Source organism: Janthinobacterium sp. P210006 (assembly GCF_036231885.1).
Taxonomy (GTDB): domain Bacteria; phylum Pseudomonadota; class Gammaproteobacteria; order Burkholderiales; family Burkholderiaceae_D; genus Janthinobacterium; species Janthinobacterium violaceinigrum.
Map to the genome: position 1 here is coordinate 376,928 of NZ_JAZARD010000005.1, position 18,588 is coordinate 395,515.

The window sequence follows — 18,588 nt, forward strand, 5'->3', positions numbered from 1 at the left end:
TGCAGGCGCACCGGCGCAGTTGCCCGTATCATGCACGATATCGCCACGCCAGAGGACCGCCATGAAACGCCAGTTGCACCTGCTCGTCATCGACCCGCAAAACGATTTTTGCGACTTGCCTGCCGCCTGGCTGCCGCCAGATGCCGCGCCGGCGCTGGCCGTGCCCGGCGCCCACGCCGACATGCTGCGCGTGGCGCAGCTGATCCGTGAAGGGGGCGGCGGCTTGACGCAGATCAGCGTGACGCTCGACGCCCACCACCGTTACGACATCGCCCACCCCGCGTTCTGGCGCACGGGCGATGGCGGCCCCGTCGCACCGTTTACGCAGATCGCTGCGCAGCAGGTGCGCGACCGCCTGTTCCTGCCCGCCGCCAGCGGCGCCTTGCCGCGCGCGCTGGCCTACCTGGATGCCTTGCAGCAAGCGGGACGCTACCAGCTGATGGTGTGGCCCGTGCACTGCGAAATCGGCAGCTGGGGGCAGAATATCCATGCGGCCGTGCGCGCCGCCTACAACGGCTGGGAAGTGGAGCGGCTGCAAGTGGTCGCCAAGCTGAGCAAGGGTTCGAATCCCTGGACCGAACATTACTCGGCCGTCATGGCGGAAGTGCCCGATCCGCAGGACGCAGCCACCCAGCTGAACCTGGACTTCCTTGCCACCCTGCTGCCGGCGCAGCAGATTTATGTGGCCGGCGAGGCGGGCAGCCATTGCGTGAAAGCCAGCACCGAGCACATCGCCGACTACCTGGAAGCGCAGCAGGGACGGCAGGCGCTGGCGCGGCTGGTGCTGCTGACGGATTGCATGAGTCCCGTCACGGGCTTTGAAGCGCAGCAACGCGACTTTCTTGCTGCCATGAAAGAGCGCGGCGCGCGGCTGGCCACGTCCGCCGACGTCTTGCCCGAACTGCAGGCCAATGCGATTGCCTGAGCCATTGTCGATCGTGTCCTGCTGAAATGCTTGCGGTGGCGTACTATTCTGGCTTCAGGAAGTTGGAGAAAACACACATGACCCCGATAGTGCGCAGTTTGCTGGAAACCGATCTGTATAAATTTACAATGTGGCAAGCATTGCTGCACGGTCATCCGAACACCCATACCGAATACGAATTTGTCTGCCGCAACGCGACGGTCTTTCCCCTGGCCGAGCTGAAGGGAGAGCTGGAAGAGCAGCTCGACCATTTATGCTCGATGTCGTTTGCCGACGACGAACTGGCCTATTTGCGCACCCTGCGCTTCATGAAGAGCGATTTCGTCGACTTTCTGACGGTGTTCCGCTTCCAGCGCAAGTTCATCGAAGTCAGCACGGACGGCGACACCTTGCTCGTGCACGCGGCCGGGCCGCAGGTGCATGTGATGGGCTTTGAGATTTTCGTGTTGTACATCATCAATGAACTGTATTTCCGCCGTTTCGACCTCGATGCGGCCATGCGCGAAGGGCGCCACCGCCTGGGCTTGAAAGTGGCGGCCGTCAAGGAATTCGGCAAGCTGCCGCGGCGCAAGCATCCATTTGAATTTTCCGATTTCGGCGTGCGTCGGCGTTTTTCCGGCGCCTGGCACGACGAAGTGGTGCAGCGCCTGGCGCGCGAAGTGCCCGAGTATTTCAAGGGTACGTCGAATGTGTACCTGGCGAAAAAGCTGGGCATCGTGCCGATCGGCACCATGGCGCATGAATACATGCAATCGTTCCAGTCGTTTGGCGTGCGCCTGCGCGACTTCCAGAAGGCGGCACTGGAGGACTGGGTGCAGGAATACCGGGGCGACCTAGGCATCGCCCTGACGGACGTGGTGGGCATGGATGCGTTCCTGGCCGACTTCGACCTGTATTTCGCCAAGCTGTTCGACGGCTTGCGCCACGATTCGGGCGACCCCGTCGAGTGGGGAGAGAAGGCGCTGGCCCACTACGCGGCCCTGCGCATCGACGCCAATACCAAGCGTCTCGTGTTTTCGGACGGGCTGGACCTGGACAAGGCGTTCGCCCTGTACCAGCACTTCGCCGACCGCATCATGACGGGCTTCGGCATCGGCACCAATCTCACCAACGACGTCGGTTTGACGCCGCTCAACATCGTCATGAAACTGGTGCGCTGCAATGGCCAGTCCGTGGCGAAATTGTCGGATTCGCCGGGCAAGACCCTGTGCAAGGATGAAACCTTCCTCGCGTATCTGCGGCAAGTGTTTCACCATCCCGCCGTCCAGGCACCGGTCTAGGCAGGTCTGATTGGCGCGGCAAGGCCGCGCGTAATCGGACAAGCTGAGCGGACCACATCACCTGGTAGCTGGCAAGGCGGACGGGAATACCGTGGCACGTCCCGCCATGTGTGCCGGGTTCACCGCAGCCGCCGTCTTAAAACCCCGTCACCACCGTGTTCATGTGCTCGACCTGGGGCGGGGCGGCGAAGAATTCGCCCACCAGGGCGCGCCAGGCCTGGAAGTCGTCGCTGCCGCGGAAATGCACGGTGTGGTCTTCCAGGGTGCTCCAGCCCACGACAAGGCGGTAGGCGTCGCCGTTTTCGATCGAGCGTTCCAGGCGCATCGATTCGCAGCCGCGCGCGCGCTGGAACAGGGGCACGGCCTTCGTCACGGCCGCCTCGAAGGCAGCATGCGTGGCCGATTTGATCTGGATATGGGCAATTTCAAAAATCATGGCAAGTTCCACTGTGGAATGAAGGAAGCTTGATCTTGCCATAATTCGGCCGCGCGGGGGAGGGCGCCTCAGCCGGCGAGCGCGGCGGCGCCGGCGCGCCGGCTGCCCGCGTGGCTGGCCGTGCGCTGTTCGATATCGCAGCCGTGACATGCCTGCACGATGGCATGCGCGCGTTCCCGTTCCTGCGCATTGCCGATGGCGACGACGAGGCGGAACATGCCGCGCCACGCGGCCTTGCCCTGCACGGGGACGGCTTCATCGTCGACCGTATCGAGCTGCACGGCCTGCGGGGAAAAACCGTCGTCCAGCAGGGCGCTGCGGGCCTGCTGCGCATAGGCAAAATGGTCGAAGATACGGATCAGGGCAGGCGCAGCGAGGGGGCTGGTGGAAGGGCTCATGGCCAAGCTTTCAAGTGGGGCATCCGAGTTGGACCTGTGAGCCTATAAAAAATTCTGCCTCAGCCTGTAAAATCCTCGATCAAGGCGCAAAAGTTTGATAAATATCCAGTATGGCTGCCAAGTCGCGCTAAGATACGCCTTGCGGTGCGTCTTGCTGGCAGGGGCGCGGGATCAATCTTTCATAGGAGAACTAAATGGCAGCGAAGAAAATTCTGTTTTTGACCGGCGATTTTGCAGAAGATTATGAAACGATGGTGCCTTTCCAGGCCCTGCTGATGCTGGGCCATACCGTGCATGCCGTGTGCCCCGGCAAGAAAAGCGGCGAGACGATCAAGACGGCCATCCACGATTTCGAGGGCGACCAGACCTACACGGAAAAGCCGGGCCATTTGTTCACCCTGAACGCCAGCTTCGACGAGATCGACCCGGCCCACTATGACGCCGTGATGATCGCCGGCGGCCGCGCGCCCGAATACCTGCGCCTGAACGAGAAAGTCATTGCCGCCGTGCGCCATTTCGCCGAGGCGGGCAAGCCCGTCGCGGCCGTCTGCCATGGCGCGCAATTGCTGGCCGCCGCCGATGTCATTCGCGGCAAGCGCATTTCCGCCTATCCCGCCTGCGCGCCGGAAGTGAAACTGGCGGGCGGCACGTATGCCGACATCGCCGTCACGGACGCCGTCACGGATGGCCAGTTCGTCACGGCGCCCGCCTGGCCCGCGCATCCGGCCTGGCTGGCGCAGTTCGTCAAGCTGCTGGGCACCGAGATCCATTTGTAACCTTTACCAGCCCGGCAGGCCGCAGCGCTTGCCGGGCGCACCACTTTTCAGATTCGAGTTCTTCATGCATGCGCCGCGCAGTCAACCTTCCCGCAAACAACTTCCAGCATCGCGCTGGCGCCAGCGCCGCCTGGCGCAAGCCGCATCGGGCCTGAGCGCCGCGCAGGAACGCCAGCTGGCCACCCTGCATGACATTTCCACCCTGCTGGCGGGACAGCACGCCATCGATGCGCTGTGCCGCGGCTTCCTGCGCCACGTGATGCAGTTCGCGCAGGCGGAAGGGGGCACCGTGCGCATCCTCGATCCGCAGCAGGACACCGTGCACATCATCGTGCATGAAGGCATTTCCGACGCCATGGTGGAAGAGGAACACTGCATCCGCAACAACGATTGCCTGTGCGGCGCGGCCGTGGCGCAAGGCGTGATCCAGATCCGCGATTTCCGCCAGGCCGATGCCTTGCAGCGCTACCGCTGCCAGGACGAAGGGTTCATCGCCATCGCCGTCTTTCCCATCCTCGCGCGCGAACAGGTGGTGGGCAGTTTTTCGCTGCACTTTGCGCGCCCGCAAGCGGCCCATGCGCAGCAGCAGGGCTGGCTGGAAACCCTGGGCCAGAGCCTGGGCATCGCCATTGAAAACCAGCGCCTGATCGCGCGCGAGAAGGAATTTGCCGTGGCGCGCGAACGCAGCCTGCTGGCGGAAGGCTTGCATGACAGCATCGCGCAAAGCCTCAATTTCATCAGCCTGCAAGTGCAGATGCTCGACGATTCCGTGCGCCGGGGCCAGCTCGACGAAGCGGCCGAAGTGCTGCCGCTGATGCGCATGGGCGTCGAGCAAAGCTACCAGGACGTGCGCGAATTGCTGGTCAATTTCCGCACGCGCTGGCATGGCAGCGACCTGGAAAGCAAGCTGTCGGAAGTGCTGGCCAAGTTCGAGCTGCAGACGGGCGTCGTCGGCACCCTGGACATGAGCGGCAATGGCGCGCCGCTGGCGCCCGAGCAGCAGTTGCAGATCCTGTTCATCGTGCAGGAAGCGCTGTCGAATATCCGCAAGCATGCGCAAGCGAGCAACGTGGCGCTGCGCGTGGAAAACGGGCGCGATTTCGCGCTGCAGGTGCGCGACGATGGCGAAGGCTTTGCCGCCAACCTGCGCGACAAGAAAACGGAATTGCAGATCGGCTTGCGTATCATGCAAGAAAGAGCCGAGCGGCTCGGTGCGCAATTTGCCATCGACAGCACGCCCGGCGGCGGCACGACGATCTCGCTGGCCTTGCCGGCAGCGCGGCGCCAGGCCGCGTAACAGTGAATTATTCCTATCAGGCAGAAGAAACAAACACGTGAACGCTCCAATCAAAATCCTGCTGGTCGACGACCACACCTTGCTGCGCAGCGGCGTCAAGCTGCTGTTGCAGCGCAATCCTCTGTTCCAGGTGGTGGGCGAGGCATCGAACGGCCTCGACGGCGTGCGCCTGACGGCCGAACTGCGGCCCGACGTGGTGCTGATGGACTTGAACATGCCCGGCGTATCCGGCGTCGAGGCGCTGCAGCTGATCTTGCAGGACATGCCGCAGATGGTGGTGCTGATGCTGACCGTGTCGGAAAACGCGGCCGACCTGGGCGCGGCCCTGCGCGCAGGCGCGCGCGGCTATCTGCTGAAGAATATCGAAGCCGAACAGCTGGGCCAGGCCATTTGCCGCGCCGCCGCCGGCGAATCCGTGATCGCCGACGCCATGACGGCCAAGCTGGTGTCGCAGTTCCGCGCGGGGCAGAACGCACCACAGGCCGACTACGACAAACTGACGCCGCGCGAGCGCGAAGCCATGGCTTGCCTGGCACGGGGCCAGAGCAACAAGGAAATTGCGCGCCAGCTGGACGTGGCGGAAAGCACGGTGAAGATCCACGTGCAAAACATCCTCAAAAAGCTTAAGCTCAGCAGCCGCGTGCAGATTGCCGTGTATGCCGTCGAGCGTGAGTTAGGCAAATAAAGATCAAGCAAAGCGCAAATACCCGGTTGAAAAGCCACAAGGAATGCGCGATTGTTTGATCTGCATGGCGTTCCGGCCTAGACAACCCTAGTTCCTTTGACGTATGGCCTTGACCGTGCCTGCGCATTACACTCTTAGTCATTCGCTAATCTAATAAGAGAGTGTCATGCATAAGGTCAACGTCGATGGCTTGCTATCGAGCCAGGCTCTGTTCCGCCATATTTCCCCTTCGCAATTAGAGCAATTGCGCCAGGATGTCGTGCGTGTTGAAGTGGAAAAAGGCAAAGTGCTGTTCCGCAAGGGCGAAGTGGCGGAAGGCGCCTACGTGGTGGTCTTCGGCCTCGTCAAGCTGAGCGTCTTTTCCATGGAAGGCACGGACAAGGTACTGGAATTGATCCGTCCGGGCCAGAGCTTCGGCGAAGCCATGATTTTCCTCGATGAACCGTATCCATTCTGCGCCGAAGCGCTCGAGCACTGCCTGCTGCTGCGCATCCCGCCGCACGCGCTGCTGCGCCTGCTGGACCAGTCGCCCCGTATCGCGCGCCAGATGATGAACAGCCTGTCGCACCACCTGATGGGCTTTATCCGCAACGTGGAGCGCTGCTCCGTGCAGAACGCCACCCAGCGCGTGGTCGAGTATCTGCTGCAGGCTTCGGACCAGCAGCGTTCGAACGAAGTCAAGCTGGACCTGAAGAAAAGCTTGCTGGCCTCGTTCCTGAACCTGGCGCCCGCCACCCTGTCGCGCGTGCTGCACCAGCTGACGGACTTGCATTTGATTAAAGTCAGCGGTTCGCTGATCCAGATCCAGCCCGATGCGCTGAAGACGTATCGTCATGGTTCCGCCACGGCCATGCTGAACTAAGATTTTTCAGCAGGCAAGGTCAGCCGCCAGAACAGCAGGGCGAGCAAGCTGACCGCCGCGCCCAGCGCGCATACCCCATGCCAGCCCGCCAGCGCATACACGCTGGTGGCGGCAATCGCACCGAGTCCGCTTCCCACCGCATAAAACAGCATGTAGCTCGCCACCAGGCGGCTGTGCGCATCGCTGTCCTGTTTGAAAATCAGGCTCTGGTTGGTTACGTGGACGGCCTGGCCCGCCAGGTCCAGCGCGATGATGCCGACGATCAAGGGCCACAGGTCCGTACCGGCAAAGCTGAGCGGCAGCCACGCGGCCAGCAGCAATAGCAGGGCCGCGCCCGTCGTCCATTGCGCGCGTCCACCGTCGGCCAGCGCCCCGGCGCGCGCCGCGCCCAGCGCCCCCACCACGCCCACGAGGCCGAAGGCGCCGATGGCCGCGTGGCTGTAGCCTTGCGCCGTCAAGGGCAGCACGAGGGCGCTCCAGAAAATATTGAACACGGCAAACATCAGCAGGGCCAGCATGCCGCGCACGCGCAGCACCTTGTTGTGCCTCAGCATGGCCAGCATCGAAGCGAGCAGGGCGCCGTAAGCCAGCTGCCGGCTGGCCGCTTGCGCGGGCGGCAGCTTGCGCCACAGCAGCAACAGCAGGGCGCACGCCATGGCCGCCGAGACAAAATACACGGCGCGCCAGTCGGCCACATCGGCCACCACGCCGGACAGGGTGCGCGCCAGCAGCAAGCCGATCACCACGCCACCCTGCGCCATGCCGACGACTCTTCCCCGCTCGTGGCTGGCTGCCGCGCTGGCCGCGTAGGCGATCAAGCCCTGCGTCATGGCCGTGCCCAGCAAGCCGACCAGGAGCATGCCGCCCAGCAAGGCGGCCGTGGAGCGGGCGCATCCCAGCGCCGCCAGGGTGAGGGCAAGCAAGCCCAGCTGGATCAAGGTCAGGCGGCGCCGGTTCAGCATGTCGCCCAAGGGAACCAGCAGCAGCAGGGCCAGCGCGCAGCCGATCTGCGTGGCCGTGACGACCATGCCGCTGGCCGCCTCCGTCATGCCGAATTCGTGCGCCAGGGTGGCGAGCAAGGGCTGGGCGTAATACACATTGGCCACGCTGAGGCCGGCCGCCGTGGCGAACAGCCAGACGAGGGAGGGGGCAAGCGTCGCTTGGTTGGGGAGGGGAGTCGTGTCGCGCATGGTCATTTATCTGGTTTCAAATTAAAACTAGTTGGAGTCTACGCGGAGAAGTTTTAAAATGCAACCAGTCAATCCTGGAGAATGCCCGTGGCCAAACGCAAGAGCCTGAAGACCGACCCCTGTCCCGTGGCGCGCGCGCTCGACGCGATCGGCGAGCGCTGGTCGCTGCTGATCGTGCGCGACGCCTTCGACGGCATGCGCAGGTTCGGCGAGTTCCAGAAAAGCCTGGGCGTGGCGAAGAACATCCTGGCCGACCGCCTGCACACCCTGGTGGAGGAGGCCATTTTCGAGGTCGCGCCCGCCTCGGACGGCACGGCCTACCAGGAATACGTGCTGACGGCCAAGGGGCTGGCGCTGTTTCCCGTCGTGGTGGGCTTGCGCCAGTGGAGCGAGGCGCAGCTGTTCGCGCCAGGCGAGGCCCATTCCACCCTGCGGCAGCGCGGTTCCGGCTTGCCCGTGCGCCGCATGGATGTGCTGGCGCCCGATGGCAGCGTGCTGCAGGCGGGCGATACCGTCGTGCACAAGGTGTCGCCGCAATGAAGCGCGTGGCCGTGCTGGGCGGGGGCATCACGGGCGTGACGACGGCGTATGCGCTGGCGAAACGGGGTGTGGACGTGACCCTGATCGAGCGGCACCGTTATGCCGCCATGGAAACGTCGTATGCGAATGGCGGGCAATTGTCGGCTTCGCATGCGGAAGTGTGGAACCACAAGGCGACGATATTGAACGCGCTGAAATGGATGACGCGGCGCGACGCGCCCCTGCTGCTCCATCCCTGGCCCAGCTGGCACAAGCTGAGCTGGTTTGCGGAATTTCTCGCCGCCATGCCCGACTACGAGCGCAACACCATCGCCACGGCGCGCATGGCGATTGCCGCGCGCGACCACCTGTTTGCGTGGGCGCAAGCAGAAAACATAGCCTTCGATCACCGCCGTGCCGGCATCCTGCACGTGTATCGCGAGCGTGCCGGCTTCGAGCGTGCCGCCCGCGTGTCGCGCCTGCTGGCGCAGGGCGGCTTGCAGCGGCGCCCCGTGACGTTTACGGAAATGCGCGCCATCGAACCGGCCTTGCAGGGCGATTTTTACGGCGGCTACTACACGGACAGCGATTCCACGGGCGACATCCACAAATTCACCAGCGGCCTGGCCGATGCCTGCATGCGTCTGGGCGTGGCGTGCCGCTATGGCGCGCAGGTGACGGCGCTGGCGCGCGAACACGGCAAGGTGCGCGTCGCCACGGACGAAGACAGCACGGTGTTCGACGCCGTCGTCGTGTGCGCGGGCACGGCCAGCCGCGCCCTGGCTGCATCGTTGGGCGACCATGTGAATGTGTATCCCGTGAAAGGGTATTCGATTACCGTGCAGCTCGATGATGCAGCCAGCCGCGCCGCGGCACCGTCCGTCAGTCTGCTCGACGACGCGACCAAGCTGGTCAGCAGCCGTCTGGGCGAGGACAGGCTGCGGGTGGCGGGCACGGCGGAATTCAATGGCATCGATTACGACATCCGCGCCGACCGCATCCGTCCGCTCGTGCGCTGGGTGGAGCAGTGCTTTCCTGGCGTTAATACGCGCCAGGCGATCCCGTGGGCGGGCTTGCGTCCCATGCTGCCGGCCATGCTGCCGAAAGTGGGGCCGGGCAAGGCACCCGGCGTGTACTACAACACGGGCCATGGCCACCTGGGCTGGACCCTGGCGGCCGCGACGGCCGAACTGGTGGCGCAGCAGGTGGCGGCCGCGGCGCGGGACTGAGCCATGCCCAGCATCGCCATCCTCATCTTTCCCGGCGTGCAGGCGCTCGACGTCAGCGGTCCCCTGGACGTGTTTGCCGAAGCGAACGGTTTCTTGCCGCCGGAGCGGCACTACGCGATCGAGGTGCTGGGCACGCAGGAGGGCTTGCTGCGCTGCTCGAACGGTCTATGCCTGGCCGCCCACCGCCACTACGCGCAGGCCAGCGACGTCTACGACTTGCTGCTGGTGGCGGGCGGCCCCGGCTTGCCGGCGCAGCCCCGCGATGCGGCCCTGAGCGCCTGGCTGGCGCAGGCGGCGGGCAGGGCGGGGCGCTACGGCTCCATCTGCAATGGCGCGTTCTTGCTGGGGCACGCGGGCTTGCTCGATGGTAAAAAAGTTGCCACGCACTGGAACGATGCGGCGGCGCTGGCTGCCCGTTTTCCGCTGGCCCAGGTGGACGCGGACAGCATTTATGTGCACGACGGCAAGCTGGTCAGCTCGGCCGGCGTGACGGCCGGCATCGACCTGGCGCTATCGCTGCTGGCCGAGGCGGGTGGCGTGGGCGGCGCGCAGCTGGCGCTGCAGGTGGCGCGCCGCCTGGTGGTGTACACGCAGCGCCAGGGCGGGCAGTCGCAGTTCAGCCCGCACCTGACGCCCGTGCTGGACGTGGCTTCGCCCGTGGCGCAGGCGCAGCAATACGTGCTTGCACATCTGGGCGAGGCGCTGGACGTGGACACACTGGCGCAGTTGGTCGCCATGAGCCCGCGCAACTTTGCCCGCGTCTTCGCGCGCGAGCTGGGCGTGACGCCGGCCCGCTTTATTGAAAGCGCCCGGCTCGATGCGGCGCGCGCCTTGCTGGCCGCCAGCGATGCACCGCTGAAAACCATCGCCTGGCGCTGCGGCTTCGGCACGGCCGACCAGCTGCGCGCCGTGTTCCTGCGGCGGCTGGGCGTGTCGGCCAGGCAGTACCGGCAGCATTTTTCCAGCCACCCCGGCGCTTGACGGGCACGCATGGCAGGAATGCCTGCCACGCTGTCCGGAATACGCGGCAGGCCAGGCCCCTGCCGCCGCATCCGCAAATCTATACTTTGCTGCAGGCGCGCCACTTCGGCCGCGCCCTTGAGGAAAGTCAAACATGCACACCACTCTGGACGCCGAGCGGGTCGGCCCCGCCTATACTGAAGACGGCATGCTGCTGGCGCGACGCAAGACGCGCGAAGCACTTGCCGCCATTGCCGCGCGCATCCGGCCCGGCATGCTGGAAGAAGACGCCGTGGCGATGGCGAAACAAGTGCTGCTGGACATGGGGCTGGCGCTGAGCTGGCACCCCACGCGCGTGCGCTTTGGCCGCAACACGCTCAAACCGATGAAGCGCGCGTCCGAGCCGGGCGTGGTCTTGCAAGAGCACGATATTTTCTTCCTCGATATCGCGCCCCGCGTGCAGGTATGGGAAGGCGATGGCGGCGCCACGTTCACGGTGGGCGACAGCGCGCAACAGGCGGACTATGCGCGCTGCGCGCGCGATGCGGAATGCCTGTTTCACCAGGTACGGGCCGTGTGGCTGCGCGAGCGGCTGACGGGCCAGGCCCTGTACGCCTACGCAGAGCAGGAAGCGCGCAAGCTGGGCTGGGAATTGAACTTTGACCTGGGCGGGCATCGCGTTTCCGATTTCCCGCACGCCACGATTTACGCGGGCGCGCTGGCCGACGCGGATTTTTCGCCATCGCCCATGCGCTGGATCCTGGAAATCCATCTGCGCCATCCGACCTTGCCGTATGGCGCGTTTTTCGAGGACATGCTGCTCGACGACAGCTACTATGTTTGACGCAGCGCCTAGTTCTTCGGCAATAGATCGCTGAGCGCGGCGCGGCCCTTGACGGTGAGGAAGGGGCCGACCTTGTTGTAGGGCAGCAGGAAGTCGTTTTCGCAGCCGCTGCCGTTGGAGTCTTCCCAGAACGACACGCCCTCCGGCTTCAGGGACAGGTGGAAGCGGCCACGGCCGTCGTAATCCGTGCCCTTGCACTCGGCGTCGATGGTGACGCCCTTGAACAGGGCCTGGCGCAGGCGGTCCGGCAATTCTGCCTTGTCGTCGCCATCGCTGGCGCTGGCGCCAAACCAGTTCCACATGTCCGTCTCCTGGCCCGTCTTCACGTCCCAGGTGCGGAACTTGATGGAGATGCCGTTGGCGCCATAGCCGGCCGGCCAGCGGTAGAACTTGATCGTCACCCAGCGCGGCGACCAGTAGGTTGGCTCCGCATACACTTCGTCTTCCGTCGTGAAACCGTTGCGGCCCAGGTACTCGCGGCGCGTGGCATAGAAGTCGGCCAGGTCTTTCTTGTTCTTCGCCAGCACGGCGCGCAGCTGCGCGTTGATTTTCGCCACGCCATCGCCGGGAGCGATCAGCTCTACCGTGATGGTGTCGCCCACTTGAAGATTGCGGTATTGCTTGCCTTCGAAGGCGATGGGTTTGCTCACCTTGGTACCGGGAAAGTCTTCCAGCGCCAGGTTGTAGGCATCGCTGGCGCACGATGGGTGATCTCGATCGCCCGCCGCTTCCAGCAGGGTCAAGGCCAGGGGCAGGGACTTGCCGCTTTTCGGGTCCGTCCAGGTGCCCGCCAGCTTGCCCCCTTGCGGTGCATCCAGGCGCCACGTGCCCGTCGTGTTGCCCTTGGCATCCTGCTCCTGCCACAGGGCCTTGCCGTTCGGCTTGGCCAGCATGATCGGCGTCTTGTAGCGCGTGTAGTAATAGCTGCCGCTGCTGTCTGCCCCCTGCGTGGGGCTGGGCTGGTTGAAGCAGGCCACGATATTGGCCTTGCCCACAGTGCCCTGCCACACCCCTTGCACGGGCGGCTCGGCCGCCGTGGCGGCATGCAGGGCGGGCAGGGTCAGGCAAGCAAACAGAAAGCGGCGCATCGGTTTTTCCTCTCGTGGGCGAAGGCCGATTCTACATGGCCCCGCCCACGAGATGCCACACGTCAACTTATGCGCCGGGGCGCTCCTGCGCCACCACGGCCATCGCCGCGCTCAGGTACTGCAGCATGGCGGCATCGACAAAGCTGCCCTCCATCAAGCGCGGTTCCTGCTGGTGCGCCTGGCGGAACTTCAGCTGCGTGGCCGGGTCCGTGCCGGCATACGAGCGGAACAGGTCCAGCCACTGCCGCGCCAGCTGCAGCACGGCCGGGTCGGTGGGCGGCGTGCGCGCATCGATGGCGGCGCGCACAGCCGCGATCAGGGCTGGCCACTCGCCCGAGCGCTTGCCGTAGTTGGCCACCAGGTGCGCGTATTCCTGTTCATTGAGGAAAGGCTGGTACAGCGCGATGCGCGAGGCATTGAAGGCGGCGATGATGAACTGCATCAAGTCCCCATCGATGCTGGTCGTGGCTTGCATCGATGGTTCCTGCGCATGCATGTTGTTCAGGCGGGCGAACAGGCCCGGGTGGGCGCCCGTGTCGCGCACCAGCTTGACCATCCATTCTGTGGCCAGGGCTTGCGCGCGTGCATCGCCGGGGCCGGCGCCGGCGTCCTTGACGGCGCGCACTCTCGCTACCAGTGCTTTCCATTCCTGTTCCACGGCCGCATCGGACAGCAGCGGTATCTGTTGCAGTTCTTCGGGGGTAAAGTATTTGTCGTACATGGTCATCAACTCCATAGTGGTGAGCCACTCGGCCAGTTCCGGTGCCTGCCCTTGCGCCAGTTGTGCCTGCAGGCTGCGCAGGCGTTCGCGCAGGGTGGAAGCCTGCGCAATCTGGCGTTCCAGCATGGCGATCTGCTGCGCCACGATGGCGCTCAAGGGCAGATCCGGGCCGGCGAGTGCGTTGGCGATATCGGCCAGCGACAACCCGAACTTGCGCAGCGCCATGATCCGGTGCAGCCGGTCCATGTCGCTGTGCTGGTACAGGCGGTAGCCAGCTTGCGTGCGCGCCGAGGGCGAGAGCAGACCGATGCTGTCGTAGTGGTGCAGGGTGCGGATGGTCAGGCCCGTGAGCCTGGCCAGTTCACCGATTTTCAACAGCATGGGGTACTCCTTTCCGGGTGCGTGCAAGCAGAATCGCGCCTGACGTCGCGTCAGGGTCAAGCGGTATTTTCAACTGCATCAACTGATCGTCAGCCGCTGCCGCAGTTCCTGCAGCAGGGTGCCTGTTTTCGGCGTCAGCTGGCGCGCCAGCGGCCACGCCAGGTACAGGGGCAAGCCTTGCGTGGCCAGTGCCGGCAGCACCGCCACGATGGCGCCCGTGGCCAGGTGCTCGTGCACCAGCCAGGTGGCCAGCTGCGCCACGCCCAGGCCGGCGAGCACGGCGGCCGTGCGCGCTTCCGCGTCGCCCACCGTCATGCGGGGAGAGGCCAGGCGGTACTCGACCTGTCCGCCGCTGTCCTCGTCGTGGAACAGCCACGGCATGGGCGAACCATCGCCGCGTCCGTAGGCGATGCAGTCGTGCTCATCGAGCTGCGCGATGGACGCGGGCGTGCCGCGCCGCGCCAGGTAGGCGGGCGCCGCGCACAGGATCAGCTGTTCGTCGCCCAGGTGCATCTGGCCCAGCGCGGCGGGCCAGTGCGAGGGCGCGCCGATGCGCACGGCGATGTCGATGCGCTCCTCGAACAGGTCGACGAAGCGGTCGCTGAAGGCGATCGACGGCTGCAGGCGCGGATACTGCGCGCACAGCTCCAGCAGCGCCGGCATCACGCGCAGGCGGCCATACGAGGCGGGCACGCCGATGCGCACCTTGCCCGCCAGTGCCGTCGCGTGCTCGCCCAGCACGTCTTCCGCGTCCGCCAGTTCCTGCAGCACGCGCTTGCAGGTGGCGTAGTAGGCGCGGCCCGCGTCGCTCAGTTTCAAGCGGCGCGTGCTGCGCTCGAACAGCAGCACGCCCAGCCGCTCTTCCAGCCGCGCCACGCTCTTGCTGACGGCCGAGCTGCTCAGGTGCAGGCGCTCGGCCGCCTTGGTAAAACTGCCCGCGTCGGCTGTGGCGAGGAAGGGCGTGAGGCCCTTTAAATGTTCCGATGAAAACATGATCCGCGAATTTTATTCATGAATAGAGTGAAATAGTATCGCGGATAAGAATTGATGTCGCAGATATGATGGTTTTTTTTCCTTTGGAGCTTGTATCCCATGCAAAAACACGCCCTCATCATCGGCGCCAGCGGCGTCATCGGCAGCAAGCTGGCCAGCCATTTGCTGGCGCAAGGCTGGCAGGTCACGGGTGTCTCGCGGGGCCGCACGCCCGTGCCCGCCGGCTGCGCGTCCCTGCAGCTCGATGCGACCGATGGCGCGGCCGTCGCCGCCGGCCTGGCGGGCCTCGATGCCAGCCACGTCTTTTTTACGGCCTGGGCGCGGCAGGAAAGCGAGCAGGACAACATCCGCGTCAATGGCGCCATGGTGGCCAATGTGCTGGCCGCGCTGGGACCTGCTGGCCACTTGCGCCACGCGGCGCTGGTGACGGGCCTCAAGCATTATCTGGGACCGTTCGACGCGTATGGCCAGGGCGCCGTGCCCGTCACGCCGTTCCGCGAAGAGCAGGGCCGCCAGGACGTGGACAATTTCTACTATGAACAGGAAGACCGGCTGTTTGAAGCGGCCGCGCAGTACGGCTTTACGTGGAGCGTGCACCGCCCGCACACCATCATCGGCTATGCGCTGGGCAATGCCATGAACATGGGATTAACTTTGGCCGTGTATGCGCACCTGTGCAAGGCCAGCGGCCAGCCCTTCGTCTTTCCCGGTTCGCCCGCGCAGTGGCACGGCCTGTCCGACATGACGGACGCGGGCCAGATCGCGCGCCACCTGGCGTGGGCGGCGGACAGCCCCGCCGCGCGCAACGAGGACTTCAATATCGTCAATGGCGACGTGTTCCGCTGGAAGTGGCTGTGGCCCCGCCTGGCCGCGTATTTCGGTATCGATGCGGCGGACTTGCCCGAGACGATGGCGCCGCTGGCCGGCCGCATGCAGGACGCGCCCGCCCAATGGCGCGCCATCGCGCAGCAGCATGGCCTGGCGGAGCCTGACATTGGCCGCCTCGCTTCGTGGTGGCATACGGATGCCGACCTGGGGCGGCCGATGGAAGTGATGACGGACATGGGCAAGAGCCGCAAGGCGGGCTTCCTCGACTACCAGGATACGCCGGACGCCTTCTTCCATCTGTTCGAGCAGTTGAAGGCGCAACGCATCATTCCGCGCTGACGTGTTCGGCGGCGGCAGGCGGCGCTGCTGCTGCTGCTGCCGCCGCTGCATTCGCCCTGTGCTGCCGCGCGCGCTGCCACTCCAGGCCCGGACGGTCGACGCGGAACTGCAGCAGCCGGCCCTGCACCACTTCCGTCACGTAGGCCGTGCGGCCATCGGGGCCGCCGAAGGTGATGTTGCTGGGCTTGGCGCCGGGCACGCTGATCTCGCGCAGGATGCGTCCCTGCGGCGACAGTTTGACGACGCTGCCCTTGCCGTAGCGCGTCACGTACAGGTTGCCGTCGACGTCCACGCGCATGCCGTCCATGCCGAAATCGTCGAACCTGATCAGCAGGCGCTTGCCGCTCAGGCTGCCATCGGCGGCGATGTCATACATCCAGATATTGCGCTGCACGCTTTCATTCACGTACAAAATCTTGCCGTCGGGACTGACCTCGATGCCGTTGGCCGTGCCCATGGTGTCGAGCGCCAGGGTCACCGTGCCGTCCTGCGCGATGCGCCACACGCGGCCCGTGTTTTCCTTCCAGTTCGGGTCGCTCGCATACAGCACGTCATCGGCCGTGATGGCGATATCGTTCGGCTGCGTCATGCGCGGTTCGCGCGCGTGGATGGTGAGCGCGCGCGTGACCGGGTCCACCAGGTAAATCGTGTGCTCCATGTAGTCGGCCAGATACATCTGGCCGCGGCTGCCGAAGCGGATGCCGTTGGCGATGCTGGTGCCGGGCAGGGTCAGGTACACCTCGCCCATGCCGCCAGGACTGACCTTGCCGATGGTTTGCTGGCGCGCAAAGTTGACGGCATAGATATTGCCATCCGCATCGACGGCCGGGCCTTCGATGCCCTTGGTGAACGAGTGCGCGGGCGTGAGGGTAGTGGCGAGGAACAGTGCTTCGTGTGCGGGCGGGCTGGCGCAGGCGGACAGGTTGGCCAGCGCGGCGGCCAGCACGGCAGTGCGCAGCCAGGGCAGGGTGGTTCGGGAATCGGGCATCGGGTGTTCTCTGTAAAGCGACGGTGGCGTATGTTACCTGACTGGCCGGGCGGACCGCACGCCCGTACAATCGTGCTGCCGATTCACTGGAGCCACCATGGATACCATCATTTTTCGTACCGCCACCCTGGCCGACCTGGAAGCCATCGTCAGCCTGCTGGCCGACGATGCGCTGGGCGCCCTGCGCGAAACCGTCGCCTCGCCCCCCGCCGCCTGCTATGTCAGCGCTTTCCAGGCGATTGCCGCCGATGCCAACCAGCGCCTGGTGGTGGCCGCCGATGGCGACATCATCGTAGGTACGCTGCAACTGTCATTTATCCCCGGCATTGCCCGCCGCGGCGCCTGGCGCGGCCAGGTCGAAGCCGTGCGCATCGCCGCCTCGCACCGCAGCGCGGGCCTGGGCCAGCGCCTGTTCGAGTGGGCCATAGCAGCCTGCCGCGCGCGCGGCTGCCAGCTGCTGCAGCTGACGACGGACAAGGGCCGTCCCGACGCGCACCGTTTCTATGAAAAGCTGGGCTTTGTCGCCAGCCATGAAGGCTACAAGCTGGCGCTGTAAAACGTTTCAGGTGGACACAAGCACCAGGTCGGGAAAGTCGTCTTGCCAGCCTGGCCATGCATCCTGCAGATGCGCGTGCATGCCGGCCCGGTCTTGCGCCTGCTCAAACGTGTCCGCGCTGGCCAGCAGAAAATGGGCGATGGCGCGCAGGGTGGCCGGGTCGGCGTGGATGGTCACGTCGGAGCAGGGCAGGGGACGTTCGGCGGCCTCGTCCTGCAGATAGCAGTGCAACGATAAATGTGTGCTCATGGATGTCGGTTGTTGATATAGGCGCCCAGCATGGCGTGGGTGTTCAGTGCCGCGCGGGCGGCGTCCAGTTCTTCGGCAGGCAGGTACCAGAAGGTCAAGCCGGCATGGTCTTCGCAGTGGCCATACGCGTGCATCGCGTCGCGCAGCGCTTGCCGGCGCTCGGGCGGCAGCGCATCCAGTCTGGCTTGCGTGAAACCATTGATGGGATATACATCGCGCAGGTGCGAATCTAGCAGCCCGCGCCGCTTGATGGCGGACCAGTTATTTGCGGGGCAAGGAGTGCCAAAGGTCATCGGATGGGCCTCATCGATCTGCCGGTAGCCGAGTGCGTAGCCGGTGCCATAGCCCTGCGTTTCAGCGTAGCAGTACACATATTCGCAATGCTCAAACAGGCCGGGTATGGCCCGGGCACCGTCGAACAACGGCATCAGCGCAAGCTTGCTGGCGCGTATGGACAGAACCAGCTCCGAGCCCGATGAATACATGGCCTGCGCGTCGCAGTTGACGGCCTCGTCAGCTTCGTCGGGCGGCACGAGACGGGGCGAAAGCAGTCCGATGCCGTCGGTCTCTGGCGCGAACAGCATCTTCTCGTAATGTCGCTGTGAGAACTTGACGATCTTGCCGCGCTTGTTGCCGTAGCGCTCGACGGATTCGCCGATGTGCGCGAACCAGGCGAACAGCTGGGCGCTGGCCGCGGCGGCAATGAAGGGGGTATTTTTCTTGAATTCGCCTACCAGGAAGTGATATTGGTCCATGTGTCGCCAGAGTGAATGGGGAGCGCGCATGATGCCATGCGTGAAATCCCGTGGCTAGCGCGCACGCGGGGAAGCGTGCTGGCCACGCTGCAAGGTGGACCTGCGGCAAGCGATGTGGGACGGCAGGGCAGGAAAAAAGCACGACAGGACGGCGCAATGGCCGGGTTGAAGCGTATGATGGAAGCACGGATGTGGTTGCCGCAAGGCAGTGCGACCGGCATGGGAACGCCGTGCCGGCGGGATGTCTTGCCGGATTTTTCGTGGTTTTGGCAGCACTTTGGCAGCACCA

The 18,588-nt window shown here is 64.9% G+C and carries 21 protein-coding genes; 12 read left to right on the top strand and 9 right to left on the bottom strand.

The window, feature by feature from the left end; translation table 11 throughout:
- The first annotated feature begins 61 nt into the window (after positions 1-61).
- Both VPH41_RS24960 and pncB read left to right on the top strand, forming a co-directional pair.
- Positions 62-925, top strand: coding sequence for a cysteine hydrolase (locus VPH41_RS24960; protein WP_328571858.1), 864 nt, complete (start codon positions 62-64; stop codon positions 923-925).
- A 77-nt stretch (positions 926-1,002) separates the two neighbouring features.
- Positions 1,003-2,205, top strand: a complete 1,203-nt coding sequence (gene pncB / locus VPH41_RS24965) for a nicotinate phosphoribosyltransferase (RefSeq protein ID WP_328571859.1) — start codon at positions 1,003-1,005, stop codon at positions 2,203-2,205.
- Between the two features lie 136 nt (positions 2,206-2,341).
- Here the strand turns inward: pncB and VPH41_RS24970 are convergent, their stop codons facing one another.
- Positions 2,342-2,641 carry an antibiotic biosynthesis monooxygenase family protein gene (locus VPH41_RS24970; RefSeq protein WP_328571860.1) on the bottom strand — a complete coding sequence of 100 codons (300 nt, stop codon included), beginning with the start codon at positions 2,639-2,641 and terminating at the stop codon, positions 2,342-2,344.
- Between the two features lie 68 nt (positions 2,642-2,709).
- The gene (locus VPH41_RS24975; RefSeq protein ID WP_328571861.1) at positions 2,710-3,039 is read right to left on the bottom strand and encodes a hypothetical protein; all 330 of its coding nucleotides are present in this window, start codon (positions 3,037-3,039) and stop codon (positions 2,710-2,712) included.
- Between the two features lie 194 nt (positions 3,040-3,233).
- Between VPH41_RS24975 and VPH41_RS24980 the strand changes: the two genes are divergently transcribed.
- The 4 genes from VPH41_RS24980 (at position 3,234) to VPH41_RS24995 (ending at position 6,659) form a co-directional block, all read left to right on the top strand.
- Positions 3,234-3,815, top strand: a complete 582-nt coding sequence (locus tag VPH41_RS24980) for a DJ-1/PfpI family protein (protein ID WP_287777691.1) — start codon at positions 3,234-3,236, stop codon at positions 3,813-3,815.
- A 64-nt stretch (positions 3,816-3,879) separates the two neighbouring features.
- On the top strand, positions 3,880-5,112 hold the full coding sequence (locus VPH41_RS24985) for a GAF domain-containing sensor histidine kinase (RefSeq protein ID WP_152284783.1): 1,233 nt from the start codon (positions 3,880-3,882) through the stop codon (positions 5,110-5,112).
- 37 nt (positions 5,113-5,149) lie between these two features.
- Positions 5,150-5,797 (top strand): response regulator, encoded by a 648-nt coding sequence (locus VPH41_RS24990; RefSeq protein WP_152258090.1) that lies wholly within the window; start codon positions 5,150-5,152, stop codon positions 5,795-5,797.
- A gap of 166 nt (positions 5,798-5,963) precedes the next feature.
- On the top strand, positions 5,964-6,659 hold the full coding sequence (locus tag VPH41_RS24995; RefSeq protein WP_034759676.1) for a Crp/Fnr family transcriptional regulator: 696 nt from the start codon (positions 5,964-5,966) through the stop codon (positions 6,657-6,659).
- Here the strand turns inward: VPH41_RS24995 and VPH41_RS25000 are convergent.
- Complete coding sequence (locus VPH41_RS25000) at positions 6,656-7,849, bottom strand: MFS transporter (RefSeq protein WP_328571862.1); 1,194 nt, start codon at positions 7,847-7,849, stop codon at positions 6,656-6,658. The two genes, VPH41_RS24995 and VPH41_RS25000, sit on opposite strands and share 4 nt — an antisense overlap.
- Positions 7,850-7,936: 87 nt before the next feature.
- On the opposite strand from VPH41_RS25000, the gene VPH41_RS25005 reads away from it, so the two are divergent.
- From VPH41_RS25005 to VPH41_RS25020, 4 genes are all read left to right on the top strand, one after another.
- Positions 7,937-8,389 carry a winged helix-turn-helix transcriptional regulator gene (locus tag VPH41_RS25005; RefSeq protein WP_328571863.1) on the top strand — a complete coding sequence of 151 codons (453 nt, stop codon included), beginning with the start codon at positions 7,937-7,939 and terminating at the stop codon, positions 8,387-8,389.
- A complete protein-coding gene (locus VPH41_RS25010; protein ID WP_328571864.1) occupies positions 8,386-9,597 on the top strand; it encodes a D-amino acid dehydrogenase in 1,212 nt (403 codons plus the stop codon). Before VPH41_RS25005 ends, VPH41_RS25010 begins: the two co-directional genes overlap by 4 nt.
- 3 nt (positions 9,598-9,600) lie before the next feature.
- Positions 9,601-10,578: a GlxA family transcriptional regulator gene (locus tag VPH41_RS25015; RefSeq protein WP_328571865.1), complete on the top strand. Its 978-nt coding sequence runs from the start codon at positions 9,601-9,603 to the stop codon at positions 10,576-10,578.
- Between the two features lie 133 nt (positions 10,579-10,711).
- The gene (locus VPH41_RS25020; RefSeq protein WP_328571866.1) at positions 10,712-11,401 is read left to right on the top strand and encodes a M24 family metallopeptidase; all 690 of its coding nucleotides are present in this window, start codon (positions 10,712-10,714) and stop codon (positions 11,399-11,401) included.
- A gap of 8 nt (positions 11,402-11,409) precedes the next feature.
- Here VPH41_RS25020 and VPH41_RS25025 read toward each other — a convergent pair whose 3' ends face one another.
- The 3 genes from VPH41_RS25025 to VPH41_RS25035 all read right to left on the bottom strand — a co-directional run bounded on the left by VPH41_RS25025 (position 11,410) and on the right by VPH41_RS25035 (position 14,584).
- Positions 11,410-12,489: a hypothetical protein gene (locus VPH41_RS25025; RefSeq protein ID WP_328571867.1), complete on the bottom strand. Its 1,080-nt coding sequence runs from the start codon at positions 12,487-12,489 to the stop codon at positions 11,410-11,412.
- 67 nt (positions 12,490-12,556) lie between these two features.
- Positions 12,557-13,591, bottom strand: coding sequence for a MerR family transcriptional regulator (locus VPH41_RS25030; protein ID WP_328571868.1), 1,035 nt, complete (start codon positions 13,589-13,591; stop codon positions 12,557-12,559).
- Between the two features lie 78 nt (positions 13,592-13,669).
- Positions 13,670-14,584: a LysR family transcriptional regulator gene (locus tag VPH41_RS25035; RefSeq protein ID WP_328571869.1), complete on the bottom strand. Its 915-nt coding sequence runs from the start codon at positions 14,582-14,584 to the stop codon at positions 13,670-13,672.
- A gap of 99 nt (positions 14,585-14,683) precedes the next feature.
- Between VPH41_RS25035 and VPH41_RS25040 the strand changes: the two genes are divergently transcribed.
- A complete protein-coding gene (locus VPH41_RS25040) occupies positions 14,684-15,751 on the top strand; it encodes an SDR family oxidoreductase (RefSeq protein WP_328571870.1) in 1,068 nt (355 codons plus the stop codon).
- Here the strand turns inward: VPH41_RS25040 and VPH41_RS25045 are convergent.
- On the bottom strand, positions 15,738-16,739 hold the full coding sequence (locus VPH41_RS25045; protein WP_328571871.1) for an SMP-30/gluconolactonase/LRE family protein: 1,002 nt from the start codon (positions 16,737-16,739) through the stop codon (positions 15,738-15,740). The two genes, VPH41_RS25040 and VPH41_RS25045, sit on opposite strands and share 14 nt — an antisense overlap.
- A 97-nt stretch (positions 16,740-16,836) precedes the next feature.
- Here VPH41_RS25045 and VPH41_RS25050 point away from each other — a divergent pair, with 97 nt between their 5' ends.
- Entirely contained in the window at positions 16,837-17,295 is a 459-nt protein-coding gene (locus VPH41_RS25050) for a GNAT family N-acetyltransferase (RefSeq protein WP_328571872.1), read from the top strand.
- A gap of 6 nt (positions 17,296-17,301) precedes the next feature.
- Here VPH41_RS25050 and VPH41_RS25055 read toward each other — a convergent pair whose 3' ends face one another.
- A complete protein-coding gene (locus VPH41_RS25055; RefSeq protein WP_328571873.1) occupies positions 17,302-17,544 on the bottom strand; it encodes an Imm32 family immunity protein in 243 nt (80 codons plus the stop codon).
- Complete coding sequence (locus tag VPH41_RS25060; protein ID WP_328571874.1) at positions 17,541-18,299, bottom strand: hypothetical protein; 759 nt, start codon at positions 18,297-18,299, stop codon at positions 17,541-17,543. The genes VPH41_RS25055 and VPH41_RS25060 overlap by 4 nt, the downstream gene beginning before the upstream one ends.
- Positions 18,300-18,588: the final 289 nt, after the last annotated feature.

What these genes read in the sequence shown, in the direction of transcription:
- VPH41_RS25060 (WP_328571874.1), bottom strand. Translation starts at nt 18,299, where the DNA reads ATGGACCAATATCACTTCCTGGTAGGCGAATTCAAGAAAAATACCCCC.
- VPH41_RS24995 (WP_034759676.1), top strand. Translation starts at nt 5,964, where the DNA reads ATGCATAAGGTCAACGTCGATGGCTTGCTATCGAGCCAGGCTCTGTTC.
- VPH41_RS25045 (WP_328571871.1), bottom strand. Translation starts at nt 16,739, where the DNA reads ATGCCCGATTCCCGAACCACCCTGCCCTGGCTGCGCACTGCCGTGCTG.
- VPH41_RS24975 (WP_328571861.1), bottom strand. Translation starts at nt 3,039, where the DNA reads ATGAGCCCTTCCACCAGCCCCCTCGCTGCGCCTGCCCTGATCCGTATC.
- VPH41_RS25000 (WP_328571862.1), bottom strand. Translation starts at nt 7,849, where the DNA reads ATGCGCGACACGACTCCCCTCCCCAACCAAGCGACGCTTGCCCCCTCC.
- VPH41_RS25030 (WP_328571868.1), bottom strand. Translation starts at nt 13,591, where the DNA reads ATGCTGTTGAAAATCGGTGAACTGGCCAGGCTCACGGGCCTGACCATC.
- VPH41_RS24980 (WP_287777691.1), top strand. Translation starts at nt 3,234, where the DNA reads ATGGCAGCGAAGAAAATTCTGTTTTTGACCGGCGATTTTGCAGAAGAT.
- VPH41_RS25010 (WP_328571864.1), top strand. Translation starts at nt 8,386, where the DNA reads ATGAAGCGCGTGGCCGTGCTGGGCGGGGGCATCACGGGCGTGACGACG.
- VPH41_RS25050 (WP_328571872.1), top strand. Translation starts at nt 16,837, where the DNA reads ATGGATACCATCATTTTTCGTACCGCCACCCTGGCCGACCTGGAAGCC.
- pncB (WP_328571859.1), top strand. Translation starts at nt 1,003, where the DNA reads ATGACCCCGATAGTGCGCAGTTTGCTGGAAACCGATCTGTATAAATTT.
- VPH41_RS25020 (WP_328571866.1), top strand. Translation starts at nt 10,712, where the DNA reads ATGCACACCACTCTGGACGCCGAGCGGGTCGGCCCCGCCTATACTGAA.
- VPH41_RS24985 (WP_152284783.1), top strand. Translation starts at nt 3,880, where the DNA reads ATGCATGCGCCGCGCAGTCAACCTTCCCGCAAACAACTTCCAGCATCG.
- VPH41_RS25040 (WP_328571870.1), top strand. Translation starts at nt 14,684, where the DNA reads ATGCAAAAACACGCCCTCATCATCGGCGCCAGCGGCGTCATCGGCAGC.
- VPH41_RS25055 (WP_328571873.1), bottom strand. Translation starts at nt 17,544, where the DNA reads ATGAGCACACATTTATCGTTGCACTGCTATCTGCAGGACGAGGCCGCC.
- VPH41_RS25015 (WP_328571865.1), top strand. Translation starts at nt 9,601, where the DNA reads ATGCCCAGCATCGCCATCCTCATCTTTCCCGGCGTGCAGGCGCTCGAC.
- VPH41_RS25035 (WP_328571869.1), bottom strand. Translation starts at nt 14,584, where the DNA reads ATGTTTTCATCGGAACATTTAAAGGGCCTCACGCCCTTCCTCGCCACA.
- VPH41_RS24960 (WP_328571858.1), top strand. Translation starts at nt 62, where the DNA reads ATGAAACGCCAGTTGCACCTGCTCGTCATCGACCCGCAAAACGATTTT.
- VPH41_RS25025 (WP_328571867.1), bottom strand. Translation starts at nt 12,489, where the DNA reads ATGCGCCGCTTTCTGTTTGCTTGCCTGACCCTGCCCGCCCTGCATGCC.
- VPH41_RS24970 (WP_328571860.1), bottom strand. Translation starts at nt 2,641, where the DNA reads ATGATTTTTGAAATTGCCCATATCCAGATCAAATCGGCCACGCATGCT.